Consider the following 20,860-nt stretch of genomic DNA (forward strand, 5'->3'; position numbering starts at 1 on the left):
GCCGGTGTCGGCCGGGGTCAGGCGGCGTGCTCGTGGGAACCGGCCGCGACGGGGCGCCCGCCACGGGTCCAGGCGCCGGTGCCGCCTGTCACGGAGTAGGCGTCGAGGCCGTGGGAGGTCATCCGGTCGGCGGCGGTCCTGCTGCGGTTGCCGCTGGCGCAGATCACGAACACCGGCTGGTCGGCGGGCAGTTCGCCGCACCGGACGGGCACGGTCCGCAGCGGCATCAGCCGCGCGCCCGGGACGTGTCCGGCCGCGTACTCGTCCGCTTCCCGGACGTCGACCACGAGTGCGCCGTCGGCCCAGGCCTCCACGAACGCTTCCTGTGTCACTTCACGAGCCACTTCGTTGCCTCCTCAATTACCCCCGGGGGTATCTCTCCGGCGAGAGTACGGCGACCCGGAAGGGAGCGTCAAATACCCCTAGGGGTATTTGCCTCGGAGGCAAGTCTCGGCTCGACACCGGGGCCGGGAGCGAGCCACGACCCGTGGGGCGCGGCCCTGGGCAGCCGGAGCGCCATCCGGGTCCCGCCGCCCGGTCCGGAGTCCGCCGTGACCGTGCCGCCGTGGGCGGTGACCAGCTCCTTGACCACGGCGAGGCCGATGCCGCTGCCGCCCGCGGAACGAGCGCGGGCCCCGCGCCGCAGACGGTCGAAGACGTGCGGCAGCTCGTCGGCGGGGATGCCCGGGCCGGTGTCCGCCACCTCCACGAGCGCCTCGGAGGGCGTGGCGGAGGTGGTGACCGTGACGGTGTCGCCGGGACGGCAGTGACGGGCGACGTTGCTCAGCAGGTTGCCGAGGGCCTGGTGCACCCCACTCGGTGGGCGTCAGCTCCAGTGGCACTCCGTCGAGGGCCACCTCGTGTCGGGCCTCGTCGATCCGCAGCCGTCCTTCGCCGTACGACGCAACGGACGCCGCCCCCGTCGCCGTACCCCGGGCGCGCTGCAGCACCGCACCCACCCGCAGCACCACCTCGGTGGGACTGAACGGCTTGGTCACGTAGTCGTCGGCGCCCAGCCGCAGCCCGTGGATGCGGTCCTCGACGGTGCTGCGCGCGGTCAGTACCACCACCGGCACCCGTCCGCGCTCGCGGGCCTCGCGCAGCACGTCGTCCCCGTCCACGTCCGGCAGTCCGAGATCCAGGAGCGTCAGGTCGATCCCGCGCTCGCCGAGCAGCCGTACGGCCTCGGCGCCCGAGCCGGTCGTCAGCACGCCGTATCCGGCGCGCTCCAGGTAGCGGCGCAGCAGCTCGCGGATCTCCTTCTCGTCCTCGACGACGAGCACGGTGGTGGTCATGTCCCACACCTACGCGCCACGCGCGCGCCCCCGGGAGGGGCCGAACAGCCCCAACCCGCCCGGCCGATGTCTCCATCCCGTCTCCACACGCACCGCACGGCGACTGCAGGGCCCGGCGCGACGGTGACGGTGTGGGAACGGGAGACGCTCCCACGGAACCGAGGAGGTTCGCCATGAGGCGCAACATCAAGATCGCGACAGCGATCACCGCAGGCGCTCTCGCCATCGGGGGCGTGCTGGCGGTGGGCCCGGTGATCGCGGACCCCGGTAGCGGCGGGCCCGTGGCCGCGCAGACCACGTCCCAGAACATGGTGACGGACGCTCAGCACCAGGCGCGTCACCACGGCGGCCCCACGGACGGCATCCGGCAGCACGACGGAACGTGCGATGGAGCCGCCCTGGCCGAGCAGGGCACCCTGACGGCCGCTCAGAAGGCCACGCTGGCGAGCATGGCCGAGGAGGAGAAGCTCGCGCACGACCTCTACACGGTGTTCGCGGACCGGCACGACGTGCGGGTCTTCGAGCGGATCGCGGCGGCCGAGACCCAGCACGTGACCGCCGTGCGCACCCTGCTGGACCGCTACGACGTCACCGACCCGACCGCCGGCAAGCCGGCCGGTGAGTTCACCGACCCGGGCGTGCAGGCCACCTACGACCGGCTTCTGAAGCAGGGCGAGGACAGCCTGTCCGGAGCCCTGAAGGCGGGCCGTGCGGTCGAGACCGACGACATCGCCGCACTGAACAAGGCGCTGTCCGGACTCAACGCCCCGGACACGCGCCAGGTGTACACTGAAGCGCTCCGGGATCGGTGGACTGCGGAGTTCGTACTCCACCGGGCTGAGCATGCCCGGCGCGGAGTGTCTGCGGACAGTGGCTGAGGATCTGGGTTGTCCGGAGGGAAAACTCCCCCCGGACAACCGACTCGTAGCTCTAGAAGAACCCAAGTTTCTTCGGACTGTATGAAACGAGAACGTTCTTCGTCTGCTGCTGGTACACGCGTGGCGGCTGCGGTGATCTGCGAAAACGAGAGTGCTGTCGGTGATTGCCGCCAACTTGGTCCGGGAATGGTCCGGATCTTGCGCGACGGAACACCTCCGCTCGCGCGGGATGCACAACTCCCTGTGCTCCCCAGTCACCTGTGCCTCCAGCCGACCCCCGCGAGGAGAGAGCCATGCCCGAAGTGCCCGACAGCCCCGACACATCCGGCCGCTCCCGACCAGCCGGATCCTGACGCGGTCATCGATTCCTTGCCGAGCGCGGTGTCCTCTGCGCCTCTCCTATGGGCTGGTATCGCCCGGACGCGCACGAGCAGGTTCTCGGAACGGAACAGGGACGCGAGCGGATCTGGGCCGTGGAGCACGCCGAGATGCTGAACATGTCGGAAGCCTGCCCCCGGCCAGGCCGCGCCCGTGCCTGTCAGGCGGCGTTTCCCGCCGAGGTCCGGGCGGCACCAGGGGCCGGGACGGCGCCCGTGTCCTCGGCGACTGCGGCCTTCGCCGGTGCCCCGATTCCGAGCTTCTCGAGGATCTTCTTCTCGATCTCGTTGGCGAGGTCGGGGTTGTCCTTGAGGAAGTTGCGGGCGTTCTCCTTGCCCTGGCCGAGCTGGTCGCCCTCGTACGTGTACCAGGCGCCGGCCTTGCGGACGAAGCCGTTCTCCACGCCCATGTCGATCAGGCCGCCCTCGCGGCTGATGCCGTGCCCGTAGAGGATGTCGAACTCGGCCTGCTTGAAGGGCGGCGCGACCTTGTTCTTGACGACCTTGACGCGGGTGCGGTTGCCGACCGCGTCGGTACCGTCCTTCAGCGTCTCGATGCGGCGGATGTCGAGTCGTACGGAAGCGTAGAACTTCAGCGCCCGGCCACCGGTGGTGGTCTCCGGGGAGCCGAACATCACGCCGATCTTCTCGCGGAGCTGGTTGATGAAGATCGCGGTGGTCTGGGACTGGCTCAGCGCGCCGGTGATCTTGCGGAGTGCCTGGCTCATCAGACGGGCCTGCAGACCCATGTGGGAGTCGCCCATCTCGCCCTCGATCTCGGCGCGTGGCACCAGGGCCGCGACGGAGTCGATCACGATCAAGTCGATCGCGCCGGAGCGGATCAGGATGTCGACGATCTCCAGCGCCTGTTCACCGTTGTCCGGCTGGGACAGGATGAGGTTGTCGGTGTCGACGCCGAGCTTCTTGGCGTACTCGGGGTCGAGTGCGTGCTCGGCGTCGATGAAGGCCACCGAGCCGCCGGCCTTCTGTGCGTTCGCTACTGCGTGCAGGGTCAGGGTCGTCTTGCCGGAGGACTCCGGCCCGTATACCTCCACCACACGGCCGCGGGGCAGACCGCCCACGCCGAGCGCCACGTCCAGCGCGGTCGATCCTGTAGGGATCACCTCGATGGGCTCATTGGGCCGCTCGCCGAGGCGCATGACCGCGCCCCTGCCAAATTTCCGCTCGATCTGTGCGAGCGCGGTGTCCAGCGCCTTTTCGTGGTCGGTTCCTGCCATGAGATTTCACCCGGTCCGATTGTGTGGCACGCCGCACGTCGGAGACGTGAGCGTCTACTGCCGACAACGGACGTCTCGGAGGTCCCAGTAAACGAACATCCGATCGATTTGCGTGTCCAGTGAAAGGTACCAAACAGAGGGGAGCGGGACGGGTCGCGCACCGGACCGCTCCGGCTTCGATCTACTTGTCGCCGCTGATATCACCCGCAGGGAGCGCGGATCATCGAGTCGTTCGCGTAGCGCTCCCGCTCAGCCGCAGGACACGTCGAAGCGCCGGAGTTCCAGGCTTCGGCCAGCGGCACGACGCGGTGGATGTCCAGCTTGTGTGCGTCGTCCGGACAGGGGTCGACGGGGCCGTTTGGTCCGCTACTGGTCCGGGAGGATTCGCTTGAGACGCCAATCGTGGCGCTAGGTGCTGAGGCGATCGCGGAGAGTGGCGTAGGTGCAGAGGTTGCCTGGAGTGGAACGGAGTCTCCAGGCAACCGACTTGAGACTCTAGAAGAACCCAAGTTTCTTCGGGCTGTATGAAACCAAAACGTTCTTCGTCTGTTGGTGGTACAGCCATTGCATGCCCCTGACCAGGGTAAACGCGTAGTTCGTAGGGGAGTTGACGGACGGTGGTCCGCGTATGGTCCGGATCTTGAACGTGGATTGTCGAGGGCGAAGAGCGCGTAGATACGCCGCAGGCTTCAACCCGGTGGGTGAGCAGATGGATGTTCCGCGTCGCCACACGGATCGCTCCACGCCAACGGGCCAGTGGCCAGGACGAGTTCGAGTTGGGCACTCCTGATGGGTGATGGATGGTGGCTCGCACGACGATGGCGCGGATGTGCTGATGCGTCTGCCGGACTGCCGGAGCATGGTGATTCAGAGCAAGCGCTACTGAGTGCCTTCGGCGTGTCGTGACCCTCTACTCTCAGTGGCCTCTGGGCGGAGTTGGTGAGGACTCGTTCAGGCAATGGCTGCGCAGTGGGTGCCGCGAAGCGGCCGAGTCCCGGGGGTTCGCTTGTTGTGCGAGGGAGGGCCATTGTCAGAGGTCGTCCGTAGCATGTGGATACCCGGAGGAGGTGTTGTGGCCGTACCTGTCGCGCAGCAACGCAAGTTGACTCAGCGTTCTGGCAATATCTGTGCCTTTCCCGAATGTGGCTTGCTTCTGACGGCCCAGGGGGCGCCGCAGGACCCCGTTGTGGTGCTTGGCGAGATGGCCCATATTGTCGCGGAGAGCCCGAACGGTCCGCGAGGCGATTCGCCGCTGACGCCGGAGGAGCGCAACCGGTACGAGAATCTGATCTTGCTGTGCAATCAGCATCACCAGTTGATCGACTCCGATGGTGCGCTTGCGAAGTACACAGTGGAGCGTCTGCAGGCCATGAAGGAGACACACGAGCAGCGGATCGAGCGCAGGCTCGGCGGGCGTTCCAATGTGCCGTCGGAGCTGCCTCCGATGGTCAGCGACACCGTGTACAGCAATGTGCTGCCGGTCACGCAGATGCCGCGATATATCTACGGAGCCCCTTGCTCTTCCGGCCGGGAGAACGAGGTACGGTCGGCCCCGGCGTCTGCCGGAATGATGACGCCGTTCATCCTGCGTGAGGGGCGGTTGTGGGCTTTCCAGGACCTGCGTGACACAAGGAACCCGTTCGCTGGCGTGGTGGCGTGCACGGAGACCGAGCGCTTCTCCACCAAGGAGTGGTGGACGGATCCCGACAGACTGGGATGGTACGTCGCGCTGCTGAACCGGTCGCTGAACAAACTCACCGGACGTCTGGGACTGCGGCTTGACCACGACCACCACCGCTACTACTTCGAACCTGAGGAGGCCGGCGTTGAACGTTCCGTTCCGTACCGGCCATTGAACGCCAGCAGGGCGACCCGGGGCGTCGTATGGCAGCCCAAGAAGCGAGCGACCGGAGAGCCTCGCAACTACTGGCTTCACCGTGCTGTTTCGCTGCGCTTCTTCCTCGTCGGTGACAACCAGTGGTGCCTGAGCGTCAGACCCGAGCTTCGTGTGACCTCCGACGGCTTCGAGTCAATACATGCCAAGTACATCGGGCGGCAGGTGACCCGGAAGAAGTCCCGCCTGTTCAACCACGATCTCCTGGGCGAAGTGCAGTTCTGGCGGGACTTCCTCGGCAGGAGCACTCCACGGATCTTCTTCCCCTTCGGCACAGACAGGCAGAATCTGATCGTCTCGACGTCGCTTGGCAGCGGGCAGGTGCGCTGGCCGGGCATTCCCGCCGAGCACGACATGCCCTTCAAGAACGTCGAGTACGTGGACGACCTCTTTACCTGGGCCGAGGCGGGAGGTCTGGGCGAGGACGATGATCCCGCAGGCGAAGACGACGAGGACGCGGAGGAGACGCTGCGATGACGGCACGCCCTGCTCCACCGAGTGTCTCGCCGGTCGGCTCGCCGTCCCTCATCGCGAGTACCTACTTTCCTGAACCGCTGCTGCAGTTCGCCGACGACGGTCTGCACATCGACCCCAAGGCCGGCATCGCACGCTACGGGCCGCGTTCCTGGACGGCATCAGGCCGCCACCCCACCCGGCTGCGCGTGGGGCTGATCGGTACCGCAGAGCTCGTCGAGGCGGCCCGTACCTGGATGAGCAGTCGCGCCGAGGGCGTACGCGGAGACGTGCACAATCCGGAGTTCCCCGGGTGGATGCCCGATCGCGGGTTCTTCTCGTCGCTGGAATTCGACGATGCGTGGAATGAAGAACTCGGGCAGGCCGAACTGCGGCAGGTACTGGAGATCAAGTCACAGAAGGAGCGCTTCCACGCTGCCCTGACCCTGTTCGAGACCAAGTTCCGGCAGTTGGCAGAGCGTGACAGCGTCCCCGACTACGTGGTGATCGCGCTGTCCGACCAGATCGTGACGCGCTGCGGCACGGCCGACTACGCCAGCAAAGAGACCGGCGCAGTCCATCGGGACCTGCGCCGTGCCCTCAAGGCAAGCGCGATGAAGTTCCGCCTGCCGACGCAGATCGTCCGGGCTCCCACCCTCGACGGGCGCGACAGGACACCGCCCTCCCGCATCGCGTGGAACTTCTTCACTGCGATGTACTGCAAGGCGGGAGGCTATCCGTGGAGTCCGTACGGACTCACACCGGGGACCTGCTACGTCGGCATCGGCTTCTACCGGCCGCTGGGCAGCGCCGCTGCGACGATGCAGACCAGCCTCGTGCAGGCGTTTGACGAGCGAGGGGAAGGGCTCGTTCTACGGGGACACGAATTCGAGTGGGATCCGAACAAGACCGGGAGCCGCTCGCCTCACCTGACGGCCGACGGCGCGCACCAGCTGATGGCACTGGTACTCGACCGGTACGAGGCGGTGATGAAGCAGACCCCCGCTCGCGTCGTGGTCCACAAAACCTCGCGATACTGGCCAGACGAACGTGATGGCTTCCGCGCAGCAATCGAGTCCCGCGTGCGGCGCTACGATCTGATGGCGCTCGAGGCGCAGAGCCGGGTTCGTCTCATCACCACCTCGAAGTATCCGCCGCTGCGCGGAACCCGCTTCAGCTTCGGGGAGCTGGACTACCTGTACACGACGGGCTACATATCCGCGCTCAACGAATTCCACGGGATGCACGTTCCGGCGCCGCTCCAGGTTGCTGATCACGTCGGGCAGGACTCTTCACGGGACGCCCTATTGAAGGAAGTTCTCGCGCTCACCAAGCTCAACTGGAACTCGGCCGCACTGGGCGGGCTCCTGCCGATCACGATCAAGTTCTCCGGGCTGGTTGGCGAGATCATGAGGGAGATCCCATCTGACCGGGAGCCACTGCCTCAATTCAAGTTCTACATCTGAATGCGCAGGTGTGGGTCGCGCTCGCTGGGACGCGCGGGTCTACCTCCCAGTCTCGCCTCCAGCGCGCGCATCGCGCGCCTGCGACGCCGAGGCGCGGAGGGCCTGCGCACCTGTTCCAAGGCACCCAAGCACAGCCCGAACGCGACGCACGTCGAGTGGTCGGGAAAATCATCTGCCTTGTCGGTGTGAGGTCTCAGGACTTCCTTGACGGTTCGTCGTCAGGAGATCCTTGACGGTCCTTCTGGGTGCCCATGCCTTTGACGTAGAGCCTGGTGATCGGTCCGAGGTTCTTGCGGGGGCGGACAGCGAGTTCGTCCTCTCCGTGCAGGATCCGGTAGTGGGTGTCCTCGATGACGACGGTGACGATCTTTCCGGCATGCCGCGGGCCGAGCTTGATGAACTGGCCGTTGATCATGAAGCGTCCGCTTGCATGCACCTTGCGCTGGGCCCGGATGGAACCGGTCGGCAGGGGCGGAGGCGGCAGCGGAGACGTCGCCGTCCGTGCCCCGTCGATCTGCCCCAGACGGTCGGCCGGAACGGGACAGGGCCACGTTCCCGTCAGGGCGTTGTCGGCGATGGCGTGCATGAGGTGTCCGTCGAGACGGAGGGTGATCGTGCGGCCGGCGAGAGCGAATCCGACCTGGTAGCGGCCGCCGGCCAGGGCGACGATCCCGTCGCGATGGACCTTGCGGTCGACCTCGACGGGTTCGCCGGCGGCGAGGATGGCCGTGCCGCTGCGGGCCCTGGGCAGGGCGGCGGGTGCGGGCTCGGGACCGGCCGGGCGGGCGCCGTAGCGCATGGTCAGGTAGGCGAGATCCTCCGGCCGCAGCCGGGACGGGACCGTGGTGACGAGGTGCCCGTCAAGGAGGAAGCGGACGCTGCGGTGGTTCGCCCAGACCGTCAGCGTCCTGCCGGCCAGTGCCTGGTGGATACCGACTCGCTGCCTGCCCGACACCAGGGTGATCTCGCCGCTGGGAGGCACCCGCACCTCGAACTCGATCGCGGTGCCCTGCGGCGGCAGGACGGGCGGTTCGACGACCTCGACGGACACCTCCGGTTCGGCGACTGCCTGTTCAGGATGCTGGTGATCGCGGCCGGCGGCGGTGTGGGGCCGGAAGAGGCTGATGGGGGTGGCCATGTTCAGGGCTTGGTGCGGGCGCTGGTGGTTGTAGGCGTGCACCCAGCCGTCGATCGCTTCCTGGGCCGCGGCCAACGACTCGAACGGGACGACGTGATCGAGGAATTCCTCGCGCAGGGTGCGGTGAAAGCGTTCGATCTTGCCCGTAGTGGTGGGCGAGCGCGGCTTGGTCAGCCGCTGGGTGATGCCGTTTTCCCGACAGATGCGCTCGAAGAGCACCTCCACCGGCTGGGGGCGAGTATGGCGGCCGGTGAACTGCTTGCCGTTGTCCGTCAGGACCTCGAAGGGCACCCCGTAGCGGCGCATCGCGGCGGTGAAGGCCGAGCACACCGCGCGGGCGCTGGGCACGGCCACGACAGAGGCGATCACGACGAAGCGGGAGTGATCGTCGATGCCAGTGACCATCTTGCACTCCCGGCCGTCGACCAGCGGAACCCCGCCGACCAGGTCCATCTGCCACAGGTGCATCGGCGCCTCACGCTGCCACCGGCGGTATTTGCGCGGGTGCTGCTGTTCCTGGGTGCGGACCAAGCCGTTGCGGGACAGCACCCGGTGGACCGTGGCCCGCGACGGCGCCGACTCCAGCCCCCGGCCCGCGAGTTCGTGAACGATCCGGCGGGCACCCCACCGGGGATGCCGGCGACGCAGCTCGCAGATCTCGGCTTCCACCTCGGCCGACAGGCGGGTGGGACTGTTCCGCGGGCGCCGGGAGCGGTCCAGCAGGCCGGGCATGCCTTCCTGCTCGAACCGCCGTCGCCAGCTGTGGAGAGTCTGACGCGAGGTGCCGTACCGGGCTGCGACCTCACCGATTGGAGACCCGCCCAGCACCTCGCGGACAGCCCGGTAGCGGTACTCGGCCAGCTGCTGCACATCCACGACGACCGACGAAACCACCACGGCCACACCGATGTTCGGGAGATGACCGACGTTCAGCCGAACGTGTCAACCATGTCCGGAGGACAAAGGGTCAAGCATCTCCTGAGACCTCACACCGACACTGCCTGAGGCAGGCTGCCACTTCGGGCCCGGGAAGATCGCGATGCCTCAAGCCGTACCACGAGGGTCACCATCAGCAAGTCGGGTGTGCGGCGGATTTTCAACCGACTGGACATGGGCCGGCTGCCGACTTCGCAGCGCTACAAGCGCCACGACCGCCGATGGAACCGGTACGAGAAGCAACTGCCAGGCCCCCGGGTGTAGATCGACGTGAAGTTCATCGAGCCGCTCGCCTCGATGCCCCAGGGCGGCGCGGAGGCCGCAACAAGTACTTCCAGTTCACTGCCATCGACAACTGCACCCGGCTGCGCGTGCCGCGGATCTACCCGACGCTGAACCAGGCCACCGCCATCCAGTTCCTCGACTGCGTCATCCAGCGCCTGCCGTTCCAGGCGAGGTCATCCAGACGGACAACGGCGCCGAGTTCCAGTCCGCCTTCCACGGCACGTGCTCGACAAGCGCATCGCCCCACCTACATCAAGCCCCGAACACCACGGCTGAACGGCAAGGCCGAACGCTCCCAGCGGGTCGACGCCGAGGAGGTCTACCGGCTCCTCGACGGCGCCATCATCGACGACGCCGAGGTCTTCAACGACAAGCTGCGTGAGTGGGAGGACTACTACAGCGCCTCAAGCAGAAGACCACGGCCCAGGCGTAATTGGTGATCGTCAGTTGCCCAGCGACTCTAGCGACATCCGGGTCAAGGAAGTCCTGATACTGCACAGCCACCTGCACACGACAATTTTGAAGTGGGTTTTCGGACACCAGCTTTCTATGCTGGCGTACTCAAGAGAACGGGGGCGATGTGGGCAAGGGCCGGAAGAAGACGGGGCGGACAGCTCCTCAAGGGTTGGGCCGACGACTCGCAGGTATGGACATGGCGAGTATGCAGGCTCTGCTCACTGCGGCGGGCGCCAGTCCCGGGACCCGGCACAGGTGGGCGTCTGTCGGGTACCTCCTTCAGCAAGTGCTTGCTGTGCCGCCAACCGGGCGGTCGTCCGCCAAGGCTGTGACCGTGGGCGGGCTACTGGATGCCTGTCGACGGGAAGCGCCCTGGCTGGCTGGACTGGAAGATTTCGTTCCGTCCGATCCCCGTCAGGTTGTGCTCGCGCGGCTCGGTGACGAGGTGCTGCGGCTGGCTCCGGGCCAGGTGGAGAGGCCACTGGCCGACGTCACGCGGTGGAAGACGGTGGCTCAGGCGACAGATTCGGTTCTTGTGCCTGAGCTGGGATTCGGGATCTCCGAATACGTCGAGGTGGGATTGCGGTACGCCGATCTGGCCATGCGGGCACTAGCTTCATCGTGGCCCGATGGGGACGTGCCGACCGAGGGTCCTGCAACGCTGACCGACGAGGAACTCGTGGCGGCGCAGGTGCTTGTGAGTAGTCAGGTGGACGCGAGGGTCGCCCCTTCCGAGACGTTCCGGGCCGCGCTCGACTGGGCTACCGCACAACAGGGGGAGCCGATTTACGACCCCCGTTCCCCGCAGAGTACGTTCGGCAAGTACCTGGCCGTTTCCCATCAGCAGTCCGACGGTGGCGCAGCGAGATTCTGGCTACCGTTGGGCTTCCTGCCCGAAAGCATGGGGCAGGGCGTCGTTGATCTCGCTCGGCACGCCGCCTCGGCAGAAGCGAACGTCAGCCTGCGATTTGCCCAGCTCGCAGCTGAACGTGCACGCCGAGCTCTGTGGCGGTTCTCGGACAAGATTGTCGGTCCCCCTGACACAAGCAGCGGCCCGGCTGTCTCCCCTCGCGACGTTGTGCAGTGGGTGGTGATGTTCGGCCCTGCCAGGGCGTTGCTGGTACAGCTGTTCGCCCGCCCTCATCTGACGGATGCTCCCTTCCGGGAGGAACCAGCAGTGCTGCGGATCAGCGAGCATGCCCGTGCCCATCCGGACGAAGAGGTTCGTGTGCCGCTGCCCGGTGGGTCCCTGACCCTTCCCGCAGGGACGGAGGTAGTTCCCCTTCTCCTCGTCGCATCTGCCGGACATCTGGTTGCGCCCCAGCGACCGGGGCTTGCCGCCATGTCCCTTGAGGATCTGCTCTGGGCCTCGACCACCGCCGACAGCGACACGGATCTCTATACCTTTTGCCGTGAACTTGCGGCGCCGGACAGACCCCACATGGTCGTCTGGGAGGCGTTTGACCTATGGGAGTGGTGGCGCGGCAACAATAAGACGTTCTTCAGTGGCGGCAGGGCCCCGGACTTGATGATGGTCAGCCCTCACCACAGCGCCGCCGAGTGGGAACGCGGCCAGCGCCTGCAGGAACTCGAGCAGGCGCTGGCCCTGCTCACCCTGCCGGGAATCGACTCCTGGGATGCCTTGGACCCTGTTGGACAGGGCCCATACGGGATCTACGAGTGGCGCCGAGCGCATGCGGATGAGGTAACCCGACCGCCGGACCACGACCGCCCTGACCTGTACGGCTGGCGGATCCGGGCCGGCGCCCCTGCTGTGGCCATACGTTCCGCGCACCCGGCGTGGGGCGACATCCATCACCAACTTCTCCACGACCTCGCAGGCTCGTACGCCTTCGGCTTCGAGCAGGTGAATGATGCGTGGAGAGCGGCGCATGACGAAGCCTCACCGGTCGGCTACATCCTCGAAATGCGGCCCGTTACGCCGGACGATCGTGATCGCGCCGATTCCATCCGGGTCGGATCTGCCGAAGCACAGTCCAGTGCGTACGGCCGGGTGATCCATGCTGAGTTCCTCGTTGACTGTGAGTTGCTCGCGGAGCAGACCGACCGTGACGCCGCAACTACGCGGGATGTCATGGCGCAGACGATCAAGTCTCTTCTGGAGCAGAGCGATCTGCCGGCGAGTACGGTCGACACGGTGGCAACGGCCTGGCACGTCGCTCCGCCCACACTTGCGATCCGCATCATGACAGCGCCGGTGAGCCGTCCACACCTTGCCCGTCCGTGGCCGGTAGATGCCCATCTGGTAGGCATGATGGACCAGGAGGTGGCCCGTGCTGTGCAGGCAGCTGGCATCGCACCCGGAACGTACGTGGGCCCACAGGCCAAAGTGCTTGACCGTGATGTGCTGGCGCCAGCCGCGTTGGATGCTCTGAACCGTCGTCTCGCTCAACACTCCGCTGACGACCTTGTCACTGTCGGGATGCGGCAGATCGAACGCACCTTGGCGACGAAGAACCAGCAATTCCGTGATCTCGAACAGTCCTCCCGCCTTCTTTCGGTGGCCTGGGACCCACTGGAGCGTCAGACAGAACTCGAGCAAGAGCATCTGTGGTTGAGGCGCAGCAACGAAATCGCGATCGAAGCAGCTCTGCGCGCTCAACCCACTGGAATCCGCCGCGTGGATCAGTACGCGTGGATGGAGATCACCGCTGCGGCCTCCGCTTATCTGGCCGCGACGATGCGGAGCGAAGCGATTCATCATCAAGTTCGTCCCACCGGACTGAGAATCAGCGACGCATATGAGATCACCGTGGTGACCGACTTGGCCGATGCCGATGCCGATGCCGATGCCGATGCCGAGTCGGGGAGCGCAGGCTCCCGGGTGTTCGATCTGGACCTCAGCGCGTTCAGACGGGCCCGAGCGGCTCACATGCTCGCGGCTCCGGCGATGCTCGGCAGTCACGAGCAGACTGACGAGGTTGGCGCAGCAGCCGAAGTCGTTGACGAGGAACAGATCGACGAACTCGTCGATCCAGCTGTTGATGCCGCCATGCTCGCCGCATACGGAGCATCAGTGAGCGATATCTTGCAAGTCCTGTTCTCTATGGCCCAATGGCCGCTGGAGCCTGACGATCCGGATGCGGTGGCCGTCCCCGCAGATACCGTCCGGCAACACCTGCACGACACGTTGCGTCTCGCGGCGGAACCTGACGGACATGCCCGTATCGCTGCTGCTCAGGGGCTCCTCACCAGTACATCCTCCGCGCTGCAGGCTGCCGACTGGAAGCCGTGGCATGCGCGCAGCAGGCAGAAACGACTCGTCGTCCAGCCCCTGGCCGAACTCAGCGATGGGCAGCTCGTCGTCAGCCCGCAGCTCTGCTACGCGAGTGCAGGCATCTACGGCAACTTCGTGGCTCAAGGAATCCTGCCTTGGACACAGCCTCCGCCCCCGCGCCGGGTGGCAGACGCTTTGGAGGCGGTTCGTGACCGCAAGAACAGAGCCCTTGAGACCGAGGTGGCACAAACGCTACGGGGGGCTGGCTACGTGGTCGAGGAGCGCATCCGGGAGCAGGATCCCCAGCGCCTAGGGGTTCCCTCGCTCCAGACCGAGATCGATGTAGTCGCTGGGCGCGGGGCTGACTCGGTTATCTGGCTGATCGAGGTGAAGGACCCAGCCGACGTCCACGTGACACCAGAGATCCGACGCCATCTGGACCGTTTCTACGTCGACCACCGAAAACCGTGCTATGCGGCACAACTCCAGCGGAAACTCGAAGACCTCGCACCCTATGCCAACGAGGTGACGGCGGCCCTTGGCTTGCCGACGTCAGCTGAGCCGCGTGTGGTCAGGGCAATTTTTGTCACCCGTGCGCCGGTGCCGGCGGGATTCGTCGGGGGCCCCTTCACATTCCACACGTTGAGGGATCTGGCGGCTGCTCTGGGCGGCGCCACCAGCTAGCCGCCGGGAGCAACTGCTCCCGGCGGGACCAGTCCCCCTAGCCGGGATCAGCGGTGATCACGAAGCGGCCCGCAGCGAGTATGTGCCGAACGACGGCGAAGCGTAGGCATCAGACGGGTGATCGGCTACACAAAGGTGAGTAATGCCACCGCTACCGGCCCCAAATGGGCCGGTAGCTGGTGGCACGCATACAGGAACTACTCGTCTCGGAAAGGTGGGATCTGACGCCTGGCCAGCACTGTGCCGTGCCGGCCGATCGAGACAACGCCGCCCCAGGCGTGGTCCCAGAATGTCCCATGTTCCTTGGCCCTTCTCGCATGGACCCGCTGTCGGTAGGCGGCTAAGTCGGCCTGACGTTTGGGCTCTTGCCTGGTGATGAGGGAATCGAGGACGTCGGCGGCGACGCCGGAGAATGCTTGTACTCGTTTGCCGTTGAGCCGAAAGACATGATCCGTGCCCTCGAATTTCTCGCCCAGCAGGGTGTATTCCTGGTCCTGGACGCTGCCGGAGGCGGCGTGGGCGAAGCCCTGGAAGAAGTCGCTGCCCTGGCGGGTGGTGAGGAGCGCGGCGGTGGATTCGCCGTCCCCGGCGAAGGCCGTCAGGCCGGCGGCTCCGACGCGGGCCAGGACACGCTGGAACCACTCGTAGTCCTTGGGGCCGACTTGGCAGCCGGGCTCGGAGGAGTCGGGGTCCTTGCCTTGTCCTGGTTTGAGGATGCCGATATCCGGGTTCTTGCCGCCTAGGCCCAGGCCGATGTCGGCGGCGGGGGTGTCGTCAGGAATGTGCAGCCAGCCGCCGGGGCCGTCGGCATGCAGGACGTGGACAGCGAGCGGGTCGGCCAGGGCGATCTCCGTGCTGAACAGCAATGCCGGGGTTTCGTCCCAGGCTCCGATGTGCACTCCGTCGGCGTGGACGGCTGCGGAGGCGAGCTGCTCGTAGGCCTTCTGCCGGTCGCTGTGGTTGCCTTTGCAGGCGATGGGGATGACGCGTGAGGACTCACCCGGTTTCCAGACCTCGGCGAAGAATTGCGGACGGTAGGGGTAGCCGACGGTTTTTGTTTTCGCCTTGTCGCGACTGGTCAGCGTCCAGCCGGCCCGTAGGGCGGTGTCGGCACGGACGAACGAGATGCTGTGGTCCGGATAGCGACGGGTGAGGATCTGTTCGCTGACGGCCAGTGCGAATGCGTGTCCCAACTCCTCTGACTGCAGCGCCTTGTAGTACATGGCGATCCGTTTGCCCTCGTCGGACAGGCCGAGCAGGTTGCCCTCCTGTGACAGGCCGAGCTGGGCTTCGGTATGGGCACTGAGCGCCTGGCAGTACTTCAGGCTGCCCCAGTGCTCGGCCAGTCCGCGTGATGCACCGCGCTGGGACAGTGCCAGCCCGCGGCCCAGGTGGTGCAGGACGTCCCAGAACGTCAACGTCACGGACAGGCCGACCTCCGTGCCGGGGAGCGGGCGCAGGCCTGGTTTGCGCCGCAGGGGCTCGTAGGTCTCTCCCATCTTGGTCTTGCCCTCCTCCTGCCGCTTTTCGAACGTCTCGCGACGCTCCCGTTCCTTGTCGGCGGCAGCCTCGTCAGCCTTGCCCACGAGCTCCCGCGTCGAGTGAACCGCCACGGATACCTGCTGCCTTAGACTGTTCAGGACCTCTTCAGTCTTCGGAGTGCTTGCCACGACTGCCCTCCCCACGTCGGATGTCCCGGTCGACCACCGGCGGCCGATCGGTCACTCAGTCGAACAGCGGCGCCAGTGCGTTCGGGCCGACAAGGATGCGCCATGCGGGAATACGGACCACGCGCGTGACAGGACCGGCCTTCGCGCCTCGACCGCCGGAGGGAAGCCCGACGAGCAAGCCGGCCCGTTCGTGTACCAGCCGAAGGTGTCGTGCCGGATCACGGTCTGGCCCGGGGCCGGTGTCGACGACTACCGCGGTGTTGCCGTCGGGCGCGGTGAACAGCAGGTCGATGCGCTGTCCACCGACCATCGCAGCGCGTTCCAGCTCGACAACACCGCGCGAGGCGAGAACCTGCTGCACAGCGTCGGTGAGATCTCTGCGGCGCCGCTCCTGACGCAGGCGAGGCCCTGGCATGGGAGTTGGCTGCACACCGGTGCGCTGTGTTTGGTCCCACAGGAGTGAGCGTGAGGACAGCAGATGGGGGAGACCTGTCTCCTGTTGCCAGTAGGCGTGGTTGCCCACGGTGATCAACTGGGATTTGGCGCGGGTGATCGCGACGTTCCAGAGATTGACCAGGCTCGACACCCAGTGGGCCGTTCGTTGCGGGGTGTTGGTGGTGGCCACCGGGCTGAGGATCATGACATCGCGCTGACCGCCTTGAAAGGCGTGCACCGTTCCCACCCGGACCCGGTCGCTGCCGATCACGCTTTCCAGGGCGTCCTTCTGCGCACGGAACGGTGTCACCACGCCCACGGTCGCGCTCTCGGGCAGGCGGCGAAGCAGCGCCCGCACGATGTCGGCAACAGCGGCGGCCTCGGACGGGTTGCGCCAGGACTTTCCTCCCGGGCCGCGTGCCGACTTGCTTGAGGGCACATTCGCCCAGGCCAGTACGGGGGCCACTTCCCCGGTGTCCATGAGATCGACTGCGGGTACCTGCCGGCGCACGTCGGTCATGATCTCCAGCGCGCCGGAGTAGCAATGGCCGTTGACGATGTCGGCGATTTCCGGGTGGCAGCGGTAGTGCTCGTCGAGCAGCAGTGCACTCTCGCCGTTCTGCGCGGCGGCGTGGTAGGAGGAGTGAGCGTGATAGGCGAGCCGACGGTCCTCCAGCCAGGCCGCGCTCAGCCCCGCCCTGACGCGGGCCTGACGTTCCTGCTCCGGCGAGATACCGGGGATGTGCGTCAGCTGCATCGGGTCCCCGATGATCAGGGCCCTGCGGGCGCGGAACAGCAGGGGCAGCACCGCCGCGATGGAGCACTGGCTGGCCTCATCGATGACGACCAAGTCGAAGAGTTTCGGATCAGGCCTCAGCTGGCGCACCGCATGGGTGGTGATTGCCCACCCCTTCAGGTGGCGCAGCAGGTTCAGCTGGCTCCGCTGGGTCCCTTTGCGCTGACGCAACGTCTGAAGCCGCTGGTCCAACAGCGATCGCCCGCGGTCGAGCACCTCCGCCGACACGGCCTCGCACAGCTCTGCGGACAGCTGGGCCCGTGTTGCGGCACAGCCTGAACGCGCCTGGCGCACGGTTTCCTCGTCGTAGGCGAGCTGAGCCGGCGTGAGGTCACGCACCTGGCGCTCCAGGCCGGTCAGGTCCGCCAGGTCGTCGAGCAGGTCTGAGACAACGGGCCGTTCCCTCGTCCATGGCGGCAGTTGCGGCGCTGCGTCGGCACCGGCAGCCGCGACGAACGCCTTCATGGCCCGTGTCCGGCGCCAGCGCCCCCACCAGCTGCCCGCCGCTGCCGCCCGGCGGGCCCTCATTTCCCAGCGGGCCAGCGCCGAGAGGTCGCCGACTTGCCACAACCGTGACAGGAGCGGCACCGGAAGCTCGACTTTGCTGGCCAACTCGGCGCGCTGCGACAGCACCTGGGCCAGCCGTACCTCACCTTCGACCTGCCGTCCGGCCTGGTCGCGCAGGGCGGCGGCGCGCGAGCGGAGGTTGCGCAGTTCACCTGCCACGGTGGCGGAGCTGCGCCCGGGCTGGGCAGGCGGTTCGGACAGCAGTTGCTCTAGCTTCTCGGCCTCCTTGACCAAGGCATCGACGTTGCCAGTACGCATCAGCAGCCCCGGAGCGATGTCGTCGCAGCGCTGGGCGACGACGTTCACCGCCTCGTTGTTGGTCGACGCCACCAGAACCGACTCACCTGCCGCGACGCAGGTGGCCACCACCGAGGTGACGACCTCGCTCTTTCCCGTTCCAGGCGGACCGGTGGCCACGGTCAGCGGCTGCGTCATCGCGGAGATGACCACCTGCTCCTGGCTCTCGTTGGAGGGCCCTGCCGACACCACGAGCACGGGATTCGTTGTGGGCGTGGGGGTGCCGCCGTTCAAGAGCGCGTCCAGTGCCGTACCCGGAATTTCGTCCGTGCGGGTGGAGATGGCCAGGAGATTCTCCACAACGCCGTCGGTGGCGAATCGCTCCGCACTCGACGGAGCCAGGAGCACGGCGGCGTTGTGCGCGCCAGGGCGCAGGGCCTCGTGCACCGAGTCCGCACTCAAGGCGGAGGCGTCGAGCGGTTCAAGCTCCGGAAGTCCCAGGACGCCGAGCAACTCCCGTACGGCTTTGATCATCTGCGCGTCATTGCCGTGCTGCCACGTCGGCTGCCAACGGGCCAGCAACTGGGCAGCCTCGTCCTCCGAGAGAAGCTCCGTCACCAGCTTGGTGTGCAGCGACGGAACCCCGCTCGGACGGAGCACCGCGCGACCGCTCTCGTCAGGAGCCAACTCCATTTGCTGGATCAACAGCGGAGCGATCCCGACATCCGTGCGCTGGCTGCCCTCACCGCGGGAGGGGAGCGTGACGGCGGGATACCCGTACCAGTACTCGTGCTGATCGGCAGCGCGACCTGCCCCGTTCTTCGCCGTGGTGCCGCCTGAGCCGTGCGCACCGGGCAGGTTCTTGGGCGCCGGCAGTGCCGGGCTCAGACCGGATTGAATGGTCTCGGGCCCCTCATCTATCAGGAAGTACTGCGAGTTCCGGCCCGCCCGCCGGTCGGGCAGCATGCTCGCTGCGGCCTGGGCGCTCAGGCACTGTGCGTAGTAGCGCAGCAGGTGCTGCCAGTCGTTGGCGTTCTCACGGTCAGCCGCGACCCGCTCGCGAGCTTTGAGGTGAGCGGCCGACGGCGGGGGCGGTTCATGGGGCGGGGCAGGGAGATTGACCGGGCGGGCCACGGACCGGGCGAAGTGCAGCGTGTGGGTGGCGCGGATGGTGGACTTCGTCGGGCGTTGCTCCTCCGGCACACCCTTGCGCACCATCTGCGCGGTCAGATACTCGAAGAGATCCTCCGGCGATATCCAGCCGCTGTCCTTGATCCGCCCGTTCCGCAGTCCTTCGACGATTTCACCCGTGAACCGCGAAGTACCGAGCGTCGATCCTTCGGGAGCCATGGCGGAGGCGGCCTGCAGCGCGTCCGAGGCGGTGATGAAGTAGACGCCAGTGGGGTGCAACAGGGTGCTGTGCTCCGCCTCGTCCGATTCCGAACTCTCCCGGCCCTTGGCATGCCAGCCCTGGACGACGGAACCGCTTGCGCAGCAGTCCAGCAGTACGATCTTGGACGCGGCGCGGCAGGACTGCAGAGTCCGCTCCAGGAACTCCGCCGACACCGCCGTACGGGGAAGATCGGCCGGGTCGCTGTCGCGGGTGAGGAAGTAGAGCTGGTTGTCGGCCTCGCAGAACTCGCCGTGCCCGCTGAAGTACAGCAGTGCGCTCTCACTTTGCTGGCGCTCTCCGAGGAACGACTCGATGGCGTGCAGCATTTCCGCACGTGTCGGGTCCGGCACCATCGCGCAGTCGTTGTATTGGCCGATCTCTGTGCTCTGCAGAACGGCCTGCATGTAGTGCAGATCGGCACGGACCGCCGGAAGGTCGTGATAGTGCTCGCTGTCGTACGTGGAGGCGCCGATCAGGAGGGCGTACCGATCGTTGTTTCGCACTCTCGGTCAGTCCGCCGTGGGGGTGTCGTCCTGGCCCGGCGCGCCGTGAGCCGTGCTCCCGTCTGGTGGCAGGGATCGCTCGGCCAGGAACCGTTCGAGGCGTGCGTCTTCCTCACGCGCTTCGCGGCCTGTGATGCGTAGGGTGGCTCCGTCGGGGCGGGTCGCGATGATGGTGCGCTGGGGGACCTTGGCCAGCCATACCTGGACGCAGGCCGCGGCGAACGAACCGGCACTCAGGGCCAGGCTGACGACCTCCGAGACGTCGCCGCCTTTGTCGGTGCTCACTGAGGCACCGGCTGAGGGCAGGCATAGGGAGGCCGCGGGATCTGTCTCCGACACCTCGGTCAGCAGTTCGCGGGCGTCGCTGCGAGCCCGCAACGGATCATCGTCGATCACGGAGATCAACAGGCGCGGCAGGTCTTCGCCGTCGTTGCTCACGCGTCCCCCTGCGCTGTCAGCTGTCGCCTCAGATGCCTAGGGAAAGTACCTGACGGAACGGTATAGAAGCGTGAACTTTCCGGAATCTGCCGTTAGTTGACGCGAAAGCTACTTCGCCCTCGCATACGACACCCTCCCCCGCGGACGATGCCGCCTTCGGTCGACCAGGCTCCTCCCAGCACCGTGGATCAGTCAGGGCGAGGCCCAGGTCGGAATGGAACTGGCAGAGCGGGAGCCGATCGTTGATATCGCCACTTACTTCGGCTGGCGGGCATATGGTTCGCGAGGTGGCACTACTTTGGCGGGGCACGGGAGACGTGTCATCCGGGGGATGCCCAGCAGTGGTATGGCAGTTACCTGGCGGCTGACGCAGCGGAAGCGGGAAGAGCGGGGTACGTGGCGACGTGGTTTGAGCGGATGGCGGCGGTTCCCGGCATGCATTTCACGGGTAGTCCTGGTGTTGTTCGCGAGGCACTGCCAGAG

The 20,860-nt window shown here is 66.7% G+C and carries 12 protein-coding genes and 1 pseudogene; 5 read left to right on the forward strand and 8 right to left on the reverse strand.

Annotation, left to right across the window (positions count from 1 at the left end; translation table 11 throughout):
* Positions 1 to 17 precede the first annotated feature (17 nt).
* The 3 genes and pseudogenes from O3Q52_RS14555 to O3Q52_RS14565 form a co-directional block, all read right to left on the reverse strand.
* Entirely contained in the window at positions 18 to 344 is a 327-nt protein-coding gene (locus O3Q52_RS14555) for a rhodanese-like domain-containing protein (protein ID WP_269649204.1), read from the reverse strand.
* 68 nt (positions 345 to 412) lie between these two features.
* Positions 413 to 811, reverse strand: a complete 399-nt coding sequence (locus O3Q52_RS14560) for a sensor histidine kinase KdpD (RefSeq protein WP_269649205.1) — start codon at positions 809 to 811, stop codon at positions 413 to 415.
* Between the two features lie 208 nt (positions 812 to 1,019).
* A pseudogene (locus tag O3Q52_RS14565) lies at positions 1,020 to 1,295 on the reverse strand (response regulator); the annotation flags it as partial.
* A 173-nt stretch (positions 1,296 to 1,468) separates the two neighbouring features.
* Between O3Q52_RS14565 and O3Q52_RS14570 the strand changes: the two are divergent.
* Positions 1,469 to 2,173, forward strand: coding sequence for a DUF2202 domain-containing protein (locus tag O3Q52_RS14570; RefSeq protein WP_269649206.1), 705 nt, complete (start codon positions 1,469 to 1,471; stop codon positions 2,171 to 2,173).
* A gap of 538 nt (positions 2,174 to 2,711) precedes the next feature.
* Here the strand turns inward: O3Q52_RS14570 and recA are convergent.
* Positions 2,712 to 3,788, reverse strand: coding sequence for a recombinase RecA (recA, locus tag O3Q52_RS14575; RefSeq protein WP_269649207.1), 1,077 nt, complete (start codon positions 3,786 to 3,788; stop codon positions 2,712 to 2,714).
* Between the two features lie 1,072 nt (positions 3,789 to 4,860).
* On the opposite strand from recA, the gene O3Q52_RS14580 reads away from it, so the two are divergent.
* Both O3Q52_RS14580 and O3Q52_RS14585 read left to right on the forward strand, forming a co-directional pair.
* On the forward strand, positions 4,861 to 6,159 hold the full coding sequence (locus O3Q52_RS14580; protein ID WP_269649208.1) for an HNH endonuclease: 1,299 nt from the start codon (positions 4,861 to 4,863) through the stop codon (positions 6,157 to 6,159).
* Positions 6,156 to 7,601: a hypothetical protein gene (locus O3Q52_RS14585; RefSeq protein WP_269649209.1), complete on the forward strand. Its 1,446-nt coding sequence runs from the start codon at positions 6,156 to 6,158 to the stop codon at positions 7,599 to 7,601. The genes O3Q52_RS14580 and O3Q52_RS14585 overlap by 4 nt, the downstream gene beginning before the upstream one ends.
* A gap of 193 nt (positions 7,602 to 7,794) precedes the next feature.
* Here O3Q52_RS14585 and O3Q52_RS14590 read toward each other — a convergent pair whose 3' ends face one another.
* The gene (locus tag O3Q52_RS14590; RefSeq protein ID WP_269649210.1) at positions 7,795 to 9,636 is read right to left on the reverse strand and encodes an IS481 family transposase; all 1,842 of its coding nucleotides are present in this window, start codon (positions 9,634 to 9,636) and stop codon (positions 7,795 to 7,797) included.
* 410 nt (positions 9,637 to 10,046) lie between these two features.
* On the opposite strand from O3Q52_RS14590, the gene O3Q52_RS14595 reads away from it, so the two are divergent.
* Both O3Q52_RS14595 and O3Q52_RS14600 read left to right on the forward strand, forming a co-directional pair.
* Positions 10,047 to 10,400, forward strand: a complete 354-nt coding sequence (locus O3Q52_RS14595) for a hypothetical protein (RefSeq protein ID WP_269649212.1) — start codon at positions 10,047 to 10,049, stop codon at positions 10,398 to 10,400.
* A 350-nt stretch (positions 10,401 to 10,750) separates the two neighbouring features.
* Positions 10,751 to 14,338 (forward strand): hypothetical protein, encoded by a 3,588-nt coding sequence (locus O3Q52_RS14600; protein ID WP_269649213.1) that lies wholly within the window; start codon positions 10,751 to 10,753, stop codon positions 14,336 to 14,338.
* Between the two features lie 197 nt (positions 14,339 to 14,535).
* On the opposite strand, the gene O3Q52_RS14605 is transcribed toward O3Q52_RS14600, so the two are convergent.
* The 3 genes from O3Q52_RS14605 to O3Q52_RS14615 all read right to left on the reverse strand — a co-directional run bounded on the left by O3Q52_RS14605 (position 14,536) and on the right by O3Q52_RS14615 (position 20,377).
* On the reverse strand, positions 14,536 to 15,924 hold the full coding sequence (locus O3Q52_RS14605; RefSeq protein WP_269649214.1) for a hypothetical protein: 1,389 nt from the start codon (positions 15,922 to 15,924) through the stop codon (positions 14,536 to 14,538).
* A gap of 139 nt (positions 15,925 to 16,063) precedes the next feature.
* On the reverse strand, positions 16,064 to 19,939 hold the full coding sequence (locus tag O3Q52_RS14610; RefSeq protein WP_269649215.1) for an AAA domain-containing protein: 3,876 nt from the start codon (positions 19,937 to 19,939) through the stop codon (positions 16,064 to 16,066).
* Positions 19,940 to 19,945: 6 nt separating this feature from the next.
* Entirely contained in the window at positions 19,946 to 20,377 is a 432-nt protein-coding gene (locus O3Q52_RS14615) for a hypothetical protein (protein WP_269649216.1), read from the reverse strand.
* Positions 20,378 to 20,860: the final 483 nt, after the last annotated feature.

The organism is Streptomyces sp. ActVer (genome assembly GCF_027270795.1).
Lineage (GTDB): Bacteria > Actinomycetota > Actinomycetes > Streptomycetales > Streptomycetaceae > Streptomyces > Streptomyces umbrinus_A.

Coding starts and splice junctions, on each gene's coding strand:
- O3Q52_RS14570 (WP_269649206.1), top strand. CDS start 1,469: ATGAGGCGCAACATCAAGATCGCGACAGCGATCACCGCAGGCGCTCTC.
- recA (WP_269649207.1), bottom strand. CDS start 3,788: ATGGCAGGAACCGACCACGAAAAGGCGCTGGACACCGCGCTCGCACAG.
- O3Q52_RS14585 (WP_269649209.1), top strand. CDS start 6,156: ATGACGGCACGCCCTGCTCCACCGAGTGTCTCGCCGGTCGGCTCGCCG.